This window comes from Marinobacter xestospongiae, assembly GCF_023156385.1.
Taxonomy (GTDB): Bacteria; Pseudomonadota; Gammaproteobacteria; order Pseudomonadales; family Oleiphilaceae; genus Marinobacter; species Marinobacter xestospongiae.
In genome coordinates this window covers 130669-144653 of record NZ_JAKZAK010000002.1, presented here as the reverse complement: position 1 = coordinate 144653, position 13985 = coordinate 130669, and the positions used below count along the sequence as shown (strand labels likewise).

Here is a 13985-nt window from a genome sequence, read left to right as displayed (position 1 = left end):
ACGGTTTCTCCCGTTTCCACACTGACTGATATTACTGCCGAGTTGCCGTTCTGGCATGAGCTATGCCCCTGTGTTTTTGATCGAAGCGAAGCTTATTGATCAACTCTCAACAGCAGCCAGGCATGGCGAGACCACGACGTTTCCCGCCTGAACCACGATCTGAGAGTACCTACCATTAATGCTGCCGACCGGTCCCAAGGTTGGCGGTCTGGAGCAGTGGCCAGTTGTCGGTTGCCTTGATGGATCATGCGTACCACATGGGAGAGTGAACGATGACAAGGACCCTAATGCATCCAACCCCGGGGCTGGGTTGCCCGGGCCACGGTGGTGGTGGCCGCCGCCCGTCGGCCGAAGCCCTGGCTCGCCTGTCCGGCCATGATGACCCTGGCATGTTTGGCCGTATGTTCCCGGATTTGCCACCACTGGAAGTTGCCGAAGACAAACTGCGGGCACTGGCAGAGACCATGGTCGCTGCCGACGCGGTGGACCCGGCGCTGGACAACCGCCACATTCCGGCCGGTTATACCTACTTCGGGCAGTTTGTTGACCACGACATCACCCTGGACCTGGCATCCCTCAACCAGCGCCGCCGGGACCCGTTGGGTGTTACCAACTTCCGCACGCCGGCGCTGGATCTCGACAATGTCTATGGTCTCGGGCCGGAGGGTAGCCCTCACCTGTATGCGCGCCTGGCCGGCAATCCGCGGGTTCGGGGGGAACGGCTGCTGTTGGGGCATAACATGCGGATTCACTATGGCTCTGTTCCCGGCCACTTCCGCAATGATCTGCCCCGCAGTGCCGAGGGTATGGCGTTGATCGGCGATCCCCGCAACGACGAAAACCTCCTGGTGGCTCAGACCCATCTGGCATTCCTGAAGTTTCACAACCGGGTTTGCGATCAACTCGAGGCCGATGGCGTTCCCCGGGAGGCGCGCTTCGAACAGGCACGACGACTGGTCACCTGGCACTATCAATGGCTGGTGCTTCACGACTGGATGGAAAAACTCTGCGGTGACGGTACCACCGCCCGCATTCTGGCCGATGGGCGGCAGTTCTATCGATTCCAGGAAACCCCGTACATGCCGGTGGAGTTTTCTGCAGCGGCCTATCGTCTGGGCCACAGCATGGTGCGCCAGACTTACCATCTGAACCGGCTATACAGCCCGATTGATTTCCCGGAAATCTTCCGTTTCAGCGGCCTGGCCGGCGCAATCGTAGGCAACCTGGCGCCGGATGACATGGATGGTGGTGACCTGGTGCGGTCCCTGCCCAGTGCCCTGATCATCGATTGGCGCCGGTTCTACGATGTGGATCAATCTCCGGGGCTGGCCACCAACCTGTCCCGACGTATCGACGCCCGTCTGGCGCCCGAGCTGCACGAGCTGCCCGGTGGTGGCGGCAACCTGGCGTTGCGCAATCTCCAGCGAGGTGTCCAGCTGGGTCTGCCATCGGGACAGGACGTCGCCACGGCCATGGGCATCAGCAATCCACTCACCGCGGCGGAAATTGCCACCGGTCCGGATGGTGATGAGGCCCGGCGTCAGGGACTCGATGCTGCTACGCCGCTGTGGTATTACATCCTGAAAGAGGCGGAAGTCCGGGAAAACGGTGAGCGATTGGGGCCGGTGGGCGCGACCATCGTGTCTGAGGTGCTGGTTGGACTGGTACACGGTGATCGCCAGTCGTACCTGTGGCTGGACGGCCCGGATTGGCAGCCAAGCCTGCCGTCGGCGGTGCCGGGAACCTTCACCATGGCTGATCTGATCCGCTACGTCGACGACATCAACCCGATTGGGGATTAGTCCAAATTCTGCTGTTGCTGTCGTTGCTCGAAATCCTCCAGCTCCACATTGATGGCGTTGGTGGAGATGATGATTTCATACAGTGAGTAGAGCAGGGACAGCGACAGCAGAATCAGGCTGATGCCGAAACAGACCACACCAAGGGTTTGTGCGCCGAGGAACAGGGCAAACATCGACAGGGTACAGCCGAAAAAGCTTAGCACGCCCAAAGCCTGCATGCGCTTGGTCAGCACGATGCGTTTACGCAGCATGCCGAGCTGGCGGGCGATGATGCTGCGTTCCTTCTCGGATTCCATCTGTTTGAGCTGGCGGATGAGCTGGGCCAGAACCAGAAAACGGTTGGTGTAGGCAAGCAGCAGCAGGGAGATGGCGGGGAACAGCAGTGCGGGTGTGGTCAGGGTCAAGGCATGATCCTTTTTGGCGGACCGGCTACTGCCTGATCAGGCAGCAGCCAACTCATGGGTATCTGTCCACCAGCATACCGGGATTATAGCGTGGCCAGAATTGCCAGCTTCCCTTATTCGTCCGTGATTCAGCCGCGGTTCAGTCTTCGTCGCTGCGGTCGTCGCCGGCTATGGCGTTGAGCAAAGAGGGCTTCTTGAGCGCCTTGGCGAACAGGTCTTTCTCTTCTGCGATGGCGAGGGCTGCTTTCTCTGCCAGCTCTTCGCCAAGCCCCTCCACCCGGTTATGGAGGAACTGGGTAATCTCTTCCGCCAGCTCCAGGATCTTGTCGCGGGCGTCGGCATCGGCCTTGGACGAAAACAGCATCGTGTCTGGGTGTTTCAGTGCCATGTCCAGCCCATCCCTCTCTGAATAGTACAGTGCTTTTACGGCCATGAATGTCTCTCCATTGGTTCCCCTGGGCAGCGTTGGTGCCGGGGTGGCGTTTGACTCGGAAAAGAGTGTACCTGAATTGCTGTATATAAATACAGTCTTTACGTGATTGGCCCGACAGGCGCTTCTTGGCCGGGATGGCTTTGACCTGCTTCCGGCTCGGCCACGTACCCGTCAGAGGCGTTCTGGGATAGTTGGGGTTCCACCATCGACCCACTGATCGCAGGACAACAACAATGAGCCAGGCCAAGGCCCTTTGGGGCTTCCCCATCGATGAACAACTGCATGCCGATGCCCAGGCAACGGCGGACAAGATCCGTAGCGATAGCGGCAGCAGTACCCGCCGGCTGAGTGAAGAAGCGGCCCATGTGGTGATCCGCCTGACCGAGCATGGGCTGCAGAGCTATTACCACCGACCCACTGAAATTGTGCCGTTGACCCCAGGGCTGAAGCGATCGGCCGACACTGGCATTCGCGCGATCATGGGGGCGATCCAGATGGTCATCAAGCAGTTCTTCAGCAAACGCAATGAGGCGGAATTGCGGGAGCTGAGCCTGTATCTGGAGCAGATGCTGTGGCTGCATCCGGAGCGGCAAGAGCCCCACCTGGTGTTCAGCGTTCATGGTGAGCTGCACGATCGGGCGCTGCGGCTGATTGCCCAGGTGAGAACTGACGAGCACCCTGGTAACTACATCGATGACGTGATTGACGCCCTGTGTGAAATCGTCGATCTGAGTATCGTCAACTATTACCACCAACCCACAGGTCGGGTGGCCATGGGCAGGGTCAGCAAGAAAACCGCGGACCTGGGTATCAATACCGCGGAGAAGGGCATTCGCAAGCTCATCGACAAGCTGTTACGGGAGCTTCAGCATAACCAGTTGGTGGAGCTGTCCTACCACCTTGAAAGCCTGATTCACGCCAGCGAATCCCGCTGAGTTAATGAACTTGTCAGAGGCTCCCCAGTGTCCCGTCTGGTTAATTCGTTAACTTAATGCTTGTCTCTGAGGGTTCTGACCAAGGCGCCGCTGTGCCGATGTGGTGGTTCCACATCAAACAGTGGCAACACAGGCTCAGAGCCCTCAGAGACAAGCCCTTCGGGAGCCACTGACAACCCGAATAGCGTCGTTGTACTGTCTTGATTTGGAACCACCAAACCTTCACCAGCACGCCTAGCTCTTCGGGTTGTCAGTGGCTCAGTAAGTCAACGAATTAACCAGACGGGACACTAGTCCCGCCGGTCCGGCGGTTCAGTCGGACCGGTTATCCCGCAGGCGCTCCAACGCCAGCACCCGCCGTAACTCCCGCTCATCGAAATGCTGCTGTCTGGCGAGCGCCAGACGACGCTGCTGTGTGGACGGATCGAGGCCTGTACTGGCGAGAATCTGTTGCCGTTGCTGCAGCCACTGCTCAAGGCGCCGATCCCATTGCGCCCGCTTCTGATCGAGTGCCTGCAGGCGTTGGGCGGCCTCATCGCCGAAGGCCGCTGCCCGTCTCTGGTAGCGTTCGGCTGCTGTCTGGACGACGCTTGTCGACGGCGGTGGCTGGCTCAGGCCGGGAGTCAGGGCCCGAATCTCAGGGGGCAGGTTTGCCCGCAGTTGTTGCAGCTGTTGCTGGCGCTCAGCCGGTGCAAGGTCCTCCCTTGCCATCAGTGCCAGGCGATCGAGGGTGTAGCGGTTGTAACGGTTCTCATCACCAAAGAACGCGGCCGCCGCCGTTTCCCCCAGATGCTGCACCTGCAGGGACTCCATCAGCGCCAGACGGGCCCGCATCTGTTCTGGTTGCAGTTGCATGGCCGCAGGAGGCGCGCCGTCACCGAGCTCTCCGGCGGCTGCCTGCCAGGTCAGATATCGGGCCAGCAGTTGCTCGGCATCGACCACTGCGCTGGCCGGCAGGCTGGCTTGCAAGTAACGCTGGAGCCTGCTCAAGACAACACCGGCGGGCTCTTCGCCAATGATAGACAGAAAATAGTCGAATACCCGGCGAACCGCGTGCTCAATCACCAGCCGGCCATCGTCGCTGGCTTGCAGCCGGCCGTCCACCGCCGTGCCACGGAGCGAGGGCGGCAGATTCGACAGGCCGTCCTCGCCCAGATCCGGTGATGTTGCGTTGGCAGTGGGCGGTGTATCGGTGGTGGCCGGCAACGTCGAGGGCTGGCCAGGATCGGCCGCCGCGATTGACGCCGCCAGAGTGGCGGGCGGCTTGTCCGTCTGACCAGCCAGCATCAGCCCGCCCCCGGCGACAACGGCGATGGCCACCAGGCCGGCACCCAGCCGGCGCAGAGAAGGTGGAGTCATGGGTCGCCTCAGAGCCCGGCCTGTTTCAGCCGGTTGGCGTGAATCCTGAACACCGATTTGGGGTTGGTTTCAAACAGGTAGGTCAGGCCAATCATCTGGTTCACCTCATCCAGATGATTCATGCGGTAGTTGTCCCGGATGACTGTGCCCAGATGACTGGAACAGCGTCCAACCAGCCCATCGTTGGCTTCACCATTGAACGCCAGGCCAGTCAGAGACAGCGCGTAGTCGCTGACATCGGCCACGTTGGTGAGGGTGCGGGTACCGCTCCAGGAGTAATAACGCACGCCATTGGTTTCGGCGGCGCCCTGGCCGCAGGGGTCATTGAGCGCTGGCATGCCGGCCGGGAAGCGGGCATTGAAATCCGCTGCGCCTTCGGTGGTCAGCGACGCCAGCCCGGCCAGGGCATCCTGCTCGTAGGCCTCCCCGGAGAGCAGTCCGACCAGGCCGAAGAAGCCGTTCAGCACCGAAGACAGCACCGGCCCCAGTTCCAGGGCTTCGCCCACCTCACTGGTGCGCAGGTCGTCCACCAGGTCCGCCACTGGCGAGCCGGTGTTGGGACCGCCGATGGCGGTCGCGGACGCCACCAGTTCCGGGGCGACTCCGGCAACATAGCGAATGGAGTGGGAGCCATGGCTGTGGCCGATCAGATTGACCCGGTCGGCGCCGGTGATAGCCAGGATGTCCTCGACCTGTTGCAGCAATTGCTCACCCCGGACCTCAGAACTCTCGAACGACGCCACCTGGGTAATGAACACGTCGGCGCCGTTGCGGGCCAGGTCTTGGGGAATCTGGTACCAGTAGTCCAGCGGGCCAACTCTGGAAAATCCCGCCATACCATGGGCCAATACGATGGGGTAGCGGGTGTCGGCGTAGCGGCTCCAGCCCCAGGGGCTGGCTGTTTCAGAGCACCCGGACACGCTGCAGATGGAGATACTGCCGGCCGCCATGGTGGTCGCCGGGGCGACCAGGCCGATGGCCGTGGTGAGTAAAAGGGAAGAGCATAGCTTGTTCATTCGTTGTTCCTCATTGTTGTTTTTGTGATCAATGCCAACTGAGCGTAGTGGGTGGTCCGGGGTGGGTCGAGCCATACGGTGAGGTTTGGCCTGCTTGGCCATCAGAGGCTCCCTTGCTCTTCTTCGAGGTCGTGCCCTGTGTGTGAATCGGCCTCGGGACCGGCGGTGGTTCGGAGATAATCAGTTAGGGCATCGGAGATTTGTACGACGAATTGAGGCTGGAGCTGGCACGGGATTACCTGCATCATACCGGCCTGCTGTGGGAGCCGGCCTGCCACCAGGCTGAGAAGTGGCCTATAGTTAGCAGAGGCTCCTTAACGGAAGACGTCCGTCGCTACGGCGACATGCGGATCAGGGAAGATCGGATAAGGTATTTGCATGAACGAGCTTTTCTCTCTTGTCAGGCTTTCCTGGCTGCGATTGCTGGTGGTTGTCCTGTGCAGCGTCTGGGTGGTGGGCTGCAGTAGCACTCCGCCGGATAACCTGGGGTTGCAGAACGATCAGAGGCTGGCACCCTGTCCCGAGACACCCAACTGTGTATGCAGCGTGGTGGAGAATCTGGACAGTGAGCACTACATTGCGCCGTTGGTGGGGGACCTGGGCACCTGGAACTCATTGCCCGTACTGGTCTCCTCCCAGCCCAACCTGCGGATAGTTGAGCAGGGCGAGACCTATCTCAGGGCAGAGGCCACCTCCAACATCTTCCGGTTTGTGGACGATGTCGAGTTTCACTTCCTGCCGGAAGAGGGGCTGATTCATATCCGCTCGGCGTCCCGTGTGGGCTATTCCGATTTTGGCGTTAACCGGGAGCGGCTGGAGGAGATTCGCCGACGGCTGCGCCTGGCGGTGCGGCCGTCCTAGTGTTCCGAGCGGCGAATTCACCGCTCGGAACACTGGCTGGTTATCACTCAGCCTTCGGGCTTCTGGTCCGGGTCCATCCAGAACGGCTCCCACAGATGGCCGTCCAGATCCTCGAATGACCGACCGTACATAAAGCCATAGTCCTCGGTGTCCCGGTATTCACTGGCGCCAGCCTGGATGGCCCTGGTGAACAGGCTGTCCACGGCTTCCCGGCTCTCCAGTTGCAGCGCCACCAGTACCTCGGTGGCCTGTTTGGCATCAACGATCGTTTTGCGGGTGAAGCGTGTCAGGCTCTCGTGGGTGTGCAGCATGACCCGTAGGTGATCCGATATCACGATCGCGGCTGCCTCATCATTGGTGAATTGCGGATTGTGCTCGAAGCCCAGCTTGGCAAAGAATGTAATGGCGCGGTCCAGGTCGGTCACTGGCAGGTTGATGTAGGCTGCTTGTGGCATGGTGATTTCCTTTTCAGGCTTGAATCAGTGAAAGAGTGTCTTCACTGACTGGTCGACCGGCGCCCGCTGGATTCGACAGTCACCCGTCGTTTTTTTCACCGAAACCGCGGTGGAGAATGCAGAAGTAGGTGTCGATGACCCGTCGCCCCTCGGTTTCAAAGTCAAAATCCCCCTGCCTTAACAACCACATATAGATCAGTCCGGTAATCTGGACATGGAGGAACAGCACCGCCCGCTCCACATCCAGATCGGCCGGCAGCTGCTGGCGGTGGATGGCGTTGTTAAGAATCCGGCTCATCCGCTCAGAGGCGGTGACAAAGCCCTGGCGGTGGCGCTCCGCCAGGGACGCGTTTTCCTCTGACAGCTCGCACTTCTGCAGCACAATCTCATAGACCCGGCGGCGTTTGGGGTCGTTGGCAATCTCGCCCATCAGGTAATAGAGGAACTTGCGCATCTCGCCCAGGGGATCTTCCTGTTCCGGGCTGGCAATGGCCTGGTGCAGGATTTCCAGTGGCAGGTCCATGCGTTCCAGCATGGCTTCGAAAACGTCGTGCTTGTTCTTGAAGTGCCAGTACAGCGCTCCCCGGGTCAGCCCTGCCTCCTCGGCAATGTCGTTGAGGGAGGTTTTGGATACGCCCTTGCGATGGAAGACCGTCTCGGCGGCATCCAGCAGTTGTTCGCGGGTTTTCTGGGCGTCTTCTTTGGTGCGTCTGGCCATGCCGTGGCTTGCTCCTGGCGATTCTGTTCAAAGATTGTGCGAAAGTTTACCTACTATACATACATTCATGGATGTATGTATGATCGTGCTTTCCCTGATTCTCCATCGGGCGTTGACTGGCGGTCCCCCCAGTCAACGCCCGGATTCAACTGCCTTTCAGCCAACAGGTGTTCTTCGGCACCTGTTGGCGTAGGCCAGACAACAACAGAGGTACTGTTGATGCGACAATATAAACTTCCCTTCGTACTGACGGCGCTGTTGGTACTGGCCGGTTGTGAGCCGTCCAAACCGCAGTCGGCCGGTCAACGGCCTGCGCCGGAAGTGGGTTACATGACGGTGTCGGCCCAGCCTTACACCGTGGTGAATGAACTGCCGGGTCGGACCACGCCCTACCGGGTAGCGGAAGTTCGCCCCCAGGTTACCGGCATCCTAGAGCAGCGACTGTTTGAAGAAGGCGAGACCGTCACTGCCGGTCAGGCGCTCTATCAGATTGATGACAGCCTGTACCAGACCGCTCTGGCCAGTGCCAAGGCTGAGCTGGCATCGGCTGAGGCGTCCCTGGAGACCGCTCGCCTCAAGGCCGAGCGTTACGAACGCCTGATCAAGACCGGTGCCATCAGCCAGCAGGAGCTGGACGAGGCTCGCTCCTCACTCAATGCCGGTCAGGCACGGGTCGATGCCAGCCGAGCGGCGTTGGAAACGGCGCGAATCAACCTCGACTATACTACCATCACTGCGCCCATCGACGGCCGTATTGGCCGTTCTTCGGTGACCGCTGGCGCTCTGGTGACGGCTAACCAGGCCGACGCGCTGGTGACCATTCGCCAGCTCGATCCAATCTATGTCGACCTGACCCAGTCTTACAGCTCCCTGCAGACGTTGCGTAACGCCATGGCCGAGGGCCAGCTGCAAACCGTGGGCGAGGATCGTGCTGCGGTCACCCTGGTGCATCAGGACGGCGCGTCGTATCCCCAGAGCGGCAGCCTGCAGTTCTCCGAGTTTGCGGTGGATGAAACCACGGGTTCAGTGACCCTGCGGGCACTGTTCCCCAACCCGGATGACTCACTTTTGCCCGGCATGTTCGTTCGTGCCCGCCTGCCTCAGGCGGAACGGGACGAAGCCATCCTGGTGCCACAGAAAGGCATTGGCCGCGAACCCAATGGCCAGGCCATCGCCATGGTGGTCGCCGCAGACAATACCGTTGAAAAGCGTCAGGTGGTTGCAGAGAAAGCCGTGGGTGACCAGTGGCTGATCCGCGATGGTCTGCAGGTTGGTGATCGGCTGATCCTGGAAGGACTGCAGAAGATTCGCACTGGAGCCTCCGTGCGACCGGTGGCCGTCGATGGCGGCCAGGTGGCGGATGCCGTCAGCGAGCAAGGGGAGCAAGGCTAAACCATGGCGCGTTTCTTCATTGACCGACCCATCTTCGCCTGGGTGATCGCCATCGTGCTGATGATGGCCGGCGCCCTGTCGATCTATTTCCTGCCGGTGGAGCAGTACCCGACAGTGGCGCCACCGGAAGTCACCATATCGGCGAACTACCCCGGTGCGTCCGCCAAGGCCGTGGAGGATTCGGTCACCCAGGTGATCGAGCAGGAAATGAACGGCATCGACAACCTGCTGTACATGTCCTCCAAGAGCGATTCCTCCGGCAATGCCTCCATTACCCTGACGTTTGCTGCCGGAACCGATCCGGACATCGCCCAGGTCCAGGTGCAGAACAAGCTGCAACTGGCGACCCCAAGCCTGCCACAGGTGGTGCAACAGCAAGGTGTTCAGGTGACCAAGTCGTCGGATTCCTTCCTGATGGTGATGGCATTCATCTCCAACGATGACAGCCTGACCCGGGAGGACATCGCCGATTTCGTCGCCGCCAACATTCAGGACCCGATCAGCCGGACCCAGGGTGTCGGCCAGGTGCAGCTGTTCGGTGCCCCTTACGCCATGCGGGTTTGGCTTGATCCCAACCGCCTCAACGAATTCAACCTGACCCCCGCCGATGTGACCCAGGCGATTCAGGTGCAGAACAACCAGGTGGTTGGCGGCCAGCTCGGCGGTGCCCCTGCGGTGGAAGCCCAGCAGATGAACGCTTCCATCGTGGTGCAGACGCTGCTGGAAACCCCTGAGCAGTTTGGCAGCATCCTGATCCGGGTGACCGCCGATGGCTCCGAGGTGCGTCTGAGCGACGTGGCCCGTATTGAACTGGGGGCAGAGAACTACGCCATCCAGGGGCGCTTCAATGGCAATGCGGCCGCGGGTCTGGGGATCAACCTGGCCTCCGGCGCCAATGCCCTGGATACCGCGGAACGGGTCAAGGCCCGTGTTGATGAGCTGCGTCAGTACTTCCCGGACAGCCTGGAAGTGGTGTATCCCTACGACACCACACCGTTCGTGGAAATCTCGATCTGGGAGGTGGTGAAGACCCTGCTCGAGGGCATTGTTCTGGTGTTCCTGGTGATGTACCTGTTCCTGCAGAACTTCCGCGCCACGCTGATTCCGACCATCGCGGTGCCGGTGGTACTGCTGGGTACCTTTGCGGTGCTGTTTGCCTTCGGCTTCTCAGTCAACACCCTGACCATGTTCGGCATGGTACTGGCGATTGGTCTGCTGGTGGATGACGCCATTGTGGTGGTGGAGAACGTCGAGCGGGTGATGGCCGAGGAGGGGCTGTCGCCTCTGGAGGCCACCCGCAAGTCGATGGGCCAGATCACCGGCGCCCTGGTGGGGATCGCCCTGGTACTGTCTGCCGTTTTTGTTCCAATGGCATTCTTCCCGGGCTCCACCGGTGCCATCTATCGCCAGTTCTCCATCACCATTGTGTCAGCGATGGTGTTGTCGGTGCTGGTAGCAATGATCCTGACGCCGGCATTGTGCGCCACCATGCTCAAGCCATTGAAAGGCGATCACCAGACCAAGGGCGGGTTCTTCGGCTGGTTTAACCGCAGCTTTGATCGGGCCACCGGACGCTACCAGAGTCGGGTTGAGAAGATCCTCGGGCGTCGCGGACGTTACCTGTTGATCTACGTCGGGGTTGTGGTGGCGCTCGGCTACAGCTTTATGCGCCTGCCGACCGCCTTCCTGCCCGATGAAGACCAGGGCATCCTGCTGGCCCAGGTACAGCTGCCGGTGGGCTCAACCCAGGGCCAGACCCTGGAAGTGCTGGAGAAACTGGAGCACCACTTTCTGGTGAACGAAGCTGAGGCGGTGGAATCGATGTTCGTTGTCGCCGGGTTCAGCTTCGCCGGCCAGGGCCAGAACTCGGGGCTGGCCTTTGTACGGCTGAAGGACTGGGAAGACAGGGATCTGGAAACCAACGGTGTCAACGCCATCATTGGCCGTGCGATGGGTGCATTCAAGCAGATTCGTGAGGCGGTGATCTTCGCGCTCAACCCGCCCTCGATTCCCGCCCTTGGTGTCGCCAGTGGTTTTGATTTCTATCTCCAGGATCGCGGCGGTCAGGGCCACCAGGCCCTGGTGGACGCCTCCAACAGCCTGCTGGGGCAGGGTAATCAGCATCCGGTATTGACCCAGGTGCGTTACAACGGCCTGCCGGACGCGCCCCAGTACCGACTCGATGTGGATCGGCAGAAAGCCCGGGCCATGGGAGTCTCGCTCAACGACATCAACACCACCATGGCGGTGGCGTGGGGCTCGTCCTACGTGAATGACTTCGTCGACCGTGGCCGCATCAAACGGGTTTACGTCCAGGCCGATGCACCTTATCGCATGCTGCCCAGCGACATTGACAACTGGTATGTCCGCAATGGCGAGGGCGACATGGTGCCATTCTCCAGTTTCGCCACCGGTGAGTGGACCCACGGTCCGCAACAGCTCCAGCGCTACAACGGTGTGTCTGCCATGAATATTCAGGGCAGTGCGGTGCCAGGTGTCAGTACCGGTGAAGCCATGGCGGCCATGGAGCAGCTGGCGGATCAACTGCCGGGCGGGTTCGGCTACGAGTGGACCGGACTGTCCTATCAGGAACGCCAGTCCGGCAGCCAGGCGCCAGCGCTCTACGCCCTGTCGCTGATTGTGGTGTTCCTGTGTCTGGCGGCCTTGTATGAGAGCTGGTCAATTCCGTTTGCGGTCATGCTGGTGGTACCGCTGGGGGTGATCGGCGCGGTGCTGGCAGCGACCCTGAGAGGGCTTGAAAACGACGTGTTCTTCCAGGTCGGCCTGCTGACCACCATTGGGTTGTCGGCGAAGAACGCCATCCTGATTGCCGAGTTCGCGCTGGAGCTGGAGCACAAGGGCAAAGGCCTGCTGAACGCCACATTGCAGGCGGTAAGGATGCGGTTGCGGCCGATTCTGATGACGTCGCTGGCCTTCATGCTTGGGGTCACGCCACTGATGCTTAGCACCGGGGCCGGCTCTGGCGCCCGCAACGCCATCGGGACGGGCGTTTTTGGCGGCATGCTGACCGCTACCGTGCTGGCCATCTTCTTTATCCCGCTGTTCTACGTACTGGTACGTCGGTTGTCTGGCGTGCCCCTGAACCAGCCGACACAGACGGTGTCTCCGCAACCCCAGGAGGTGAATGGATGAAACAACGGACCTTAGCGGCCGTGGCTGTCAGCCTGCTGGGCGGCTGCAGCCTGGTGCCCAATTACCAGACCCCGGAATTGCCGGTCGCGGAACAGGTAGGTACTGCTGTGGACGGCGGTGACCATGCCACGTTGCCCACCTTGCCAGGGTGGCGCACGATGTTTCCCGATAGCCAGTTGCAGGAATTGATCGACTCCGCGTTGAGCAATAACCGGGATCTGCGGATGGCCATGCTCAACGTGGCCGAGGCCCGTGCCCAGTACGGCATTGAAGGCGCCGCACTCTACCCGGAACTGGCGGTGGGGGCGGATGGTAGTCGCCAGCGGCTGCCGGCAGACCTGAGTGGCAGCGGTGACAGCCGGGTGGCGTCACAATACGGCGTTCAGCTGGGCTTGATGTCCTACGAGCTGGACCTGTTTGGCCGAGTGCGCAGCCTGGAGTCGGCGGCGTTGCAGCAATATCTGGCGACGGAGGAAGCGCGGCGCAGCGCCCAGCTGACCCTGGTGTCCGAAGTGACGGCTGCCTACCTGACGCTGATGGCCGATGCAGAGAAACTGCGCATCAGCGAGCAGGCGGAAGCCGACCAGCAGCGGGCCATCAATCTGATCCGGCGCCGTTACGAATCCGGGCTCAGCACGGAACTGGACCTGCGCCAGGCCGAGATTGCGCTGGAGACTGCCCGTGCCAGCCGTGCCCAGTATGCCCGCCTGGTGAGCAAGGATCGCAATGCACTGGCGGTGCTGGTGGGTGGTGACACCCCGGTGCTGGCCATGCGGGAGCTGACCGATCCTGCGGTCACACCTTTGACCGGGGTGCCGGCCGGCTTGCCGGCCACGGTGCTGACGGCTCGGCCGGACATCCGTCAGGCCGAGCACCGGCTGCGCTCCGCCAATGCCAACATTGGTGCGGCTCGCGCTGCGTTCTTTCCGCGCATTGCCCTGACCGGCTCGGTGGGTACGGCCAGTGGCGAGCTGTCGGGCCTGTTCGACGCCGGCTCCGGTGCCTGGTCGTTTGCCCCCAGCCTGTCGCTGCCGATTTTCACCGGCGGCCGCAATCAGGCCAACCTGGACCTGGCGGAGATCCGTCGCGACCAGCGCGTGGTGGACTATGAGCAAACCGTACAGCAGGCATTCCGGGAAGTGGCTGACACGCTGTCAGCCCGGCAGTTCCTGGCTCAGCAGGAGCAGGCCCAGTCCGCCCTGGTGGCAGCAACCGCCCGCTCCCTGACCCTGGCGGAAGCCCGCTTCGAGGAAGGTGTGGATGATTACCTCGCGGTGTTGGATGCCCGCCGCGCGTTGCTGGATGCCCGCCAACAGCTGGTGTCGGTGACGTTGCAGAAGCTCACCAACCGGGTTCAGCTCTATCGTTCCCTTGGCGGAGGTGGTCAGGCCGACCGGCCAACCCTGGTGGGAGACGCCGTCGAGGCGCCGTCCGGCTGAATGCTGGTGGCAGACGGG

12 protein-coding genes are annotated in these 13985 nt (G+C 61.3%); 6 read left to right on the top strand and 6 right to left on the bottom strand.

Annotation, left to right across the window (positions count from 1 at the left end):
• The first annotated feature begins 272 nt into the window (after positions 1 to 272).
• A complete protein-coding gene (locus MLD24_RS02490; protein ID WP_227175146.1) occupies positions 273 to 1802 on the top strand; it encodes a peroxidase family protein in 1530 nt (509 codons plus the stop codon).
• Here MLD24_RS02490 and MLD24_RS02485 read toward each other — a convergent pair.
• Both MLD24_RS02485 and MLD24_RS02480 read right to left on the bottom strand, forming a co-directional pair.
• Positions 1799 to 2206, bottom strand: coding sequence for a DUF2721 domain-containing protein (locus MLD24_RS02485; RefSeq protein ID WP_248163539.1), 408 nt, complete (start codon positions 2204 to 2206; stop codon positions 1799 to 1801). The genes MLD24_RS02490 and MLD24_RS02485 overlap by 4 nt on opposite strands.
• A 139-nt stretch (positions 2207 to 2345) precedes the next feature.
• A complete protein-coding gene (locus MLD24_RS02480; protein ID WP_248163536.1) occupies positions 2346 to 2639 on the bottom strand; it encodes a YebG family protein in 294 nt (97 codons plus the stop codon).
• A 233-nt stretch (positions 2640 to 2872) separates the two neighbouring features.
• On the opposite strand from MLD24_RS02480, the gene MLD24_RS02475 reads away from it, so the two are divergent.
• A complete protein-coding gene (locus MLD24_RS02475; RefSeq protein ID WP_248163534.1) occupies positions 2873 to 3574 on the top strand; it encodes a hypothetical protein in 702 nt (233 codons plus the stop codon).
• 312 nt (positions 3575 to 3886) lie between these two features.
• On the opposite strand, the gene MLD24_RS02470 is transcribed toward MLD24_RS02475, so the two are convergent.
• Positions 3887 to 4933: a lipase secretion chaperone gene (locus tag MLD24_RS02470; protein WP_248163531.1), complete on the bottom strand. Its 1047-nt coding sequence runs from the start codon at positions 4931 to 4933 to the stop codon at positions 3887 to 3889.
• A gap of 8 nt (positions 4934 to 4941) precedes the next feature.
• Entirely contained in the window at positions 4942 to 5949 is a 1008-nt protein-coding gene (locus tag MLD24_RS02465; protein WP_227175151.1) for a lipase family alpha/beta hydrolase, read from the bottom strand.
• Between the two features lie 378 nt (positions 5950 to 6327).
• Here MLD24_RS02465 and MLD24_RS02460 point away from each other — a divergent pair, with 378 nt between their 5' ends.
• Complete coding sequence (locus MLD24_RS02460; RefSeq protein WP_227175152.1) at positions 6328 to 6810, top strand: DUF1499 domain-containing protein; 483 nt, start codon at positions 6328 to 6330, stop codon at positions 6808 to 6810.
• Between the two features lie 47 nt (positions 6811 to 6857).
• Here the strand turns inward: MLD24_RS02460 and MLD24_RS02455 are convergent, their stop codons facing one another.
• Both MLD24_RS02455 and MLD24_RS02450 read right to left on the bottom strand, forming a co-directional pair.
• Positions 6858 to 7265 (bottom strand): VOC family protein, encoded by a 408-nt coding sequence (locus MLD24_RS02455; protein WP_248163529.1) that lies wholly within the window; start codon positions 7263 to 7265, stop codon positions 6858 to 6860.
• Positions 7266 to 7344: 79 nt separating this feature from the next.
• On the bottom strand, positions 7345 to 7983 hold the full coding sequence (locus MLD24_RS02450) for a TetR family transcriptional regulator (protein ID WP_248163527.1): 639 nt from the start codon (positions 7981 to 7983) through the stop codon (positions 7345 to 7347).
• Between the two features lie 219 nt (positions 7984 to 8202).
• Between MLD24_RS02450 and MLD24_RS02445 the strand changes: the two genes are divergently transcribed.
• Genes MLD24_RS02445 through MLD24_RS02435 form a run of 3 tightly spaced genes read left to right on the top strand, consistent with a single transcriptional unit; the run spans position 8203 to position 13967 of the window.
• Positions 8203 to 9375 carry an efflux RND transporter periplasmic adaptor subunit gene (locus MLD24_RS02445; RefSeq protein ID WP_227175155.1) on the top strand — a complete coding sequence of 391 codons (1173 nt, stop codon included), beginning with the start codon at positions 8203 to 8205 and terminating at the stop codon, positions 9373 to 9375.
• Between the two features lie 3 nt (positions 9376 to 9378).
• Positions 9379 to 12528, top strand: coding sequence for an efflux RND transporter permease subunit (locus tag MLD24_RS02440; protein ID WP_248163524.1), 3150 nt, complete (start codon positions 9379 to 9381; stop codon positions 12526 to 12528).
• On the top strand, positions 12525 to 13967 hold the full coding sequence (locus tag MLD24_RS02435; protein ID WP_248163522.1) for an efflux transporter outer membrane subunit: 1443 nt from the start codon (positions 12525 to 12527) through the stop codon (positions 13965 to 13967). The genes MLD24_RS02440 and MLD24_RS02435 overlap by 4 nt, the downstream gene beginning before the upstream one ends.
• The last annotated feature ends 18 nt before the right edge of the window (positions 13968 to 13985 follow it).

Excerpts from the sequence above, each read along its gene's own strand:
- MLD24_RS02440 (WP_248163524.1), top strand. The coding sequence starts at position 9,379 with ATGGCGCGTTTCTTCATTGACCGACCCATCTTCGCCTGGGTGATCGCC.
- MLD24_RS02475 (WP_248163534.1), top strand. The coding sequence starts at position 2,873 with ATGAGCCAGGCCAAGGCCCTTTGGGGCTTCCCCATCGATGAACAACTG.
- MLD24_RS02445 (WP_227175155.1), top strand. The coding sequence starts at position 8,203 with ATGCGACAATATAAACTTCCCTTCGTACTGACGGCGCTGTTGGTACTG.
- MLD24_RS02455 (WP_248163529.1), bottom strand. The coding sequence starts at position 7,265 with ATGCCACAAGCAGCCTACATCAACCTGCCAGTGACCGACCTGGACCGC.
- MLD24_RS02460 (WP_227175152.1), top strand. The coding sequence starts at position 6,328 with ATGAACGAGCTTTTCTCTCTTGTCAGGCTTTCCTGGCTGCGATTGCTG.
- MLD24_RS02435 (WP_248163522.1), top strand. The coding sequence starts at position 12,525 with ATGAAACAACGGACCTTAGCGGCCGTGGCTGTCAGCCTGCTGGGCGGC.
- MLD24_RS02450 (WP_248163527.1), bottom strand. The coding sequence starts at position 7,983 with ATGGCCAGACGCACCAAAGAAGACGCCCAGAAAACCCGCGAACAACTG.
- MLD24_RS02470 (WP_248163531.1), bottom strand. The coding sequence starts at position 4,933 with ATGACTCCACCTTCTCTGCGCCGGCTGGGTGCCGGCCTGGTGGCCATC.
- MLD24_RS02490 (WP_227175146.1), top strand. The coding sequence starts at position 273 with ATGACAAGGACCCTAATGCATCCAACCCCGGGGCTGGGTTGCCCGGGC.
- MLD24_RS02465 (WP_227175151.1), bottom strand. The coding sequence starts at position 5,949 with ATGAACAAGCTATGCTCTTCCCTTTTACTCACCACGGCCATCGGCCTG.
- MLD24_RS02480 (WP_248163536.1), bottom strand. The coding sequence starts at position 2,639 with ATGGCCGTAAAAGCACTGTACTATTCAGAGAGGGATGGGCTGGACATG.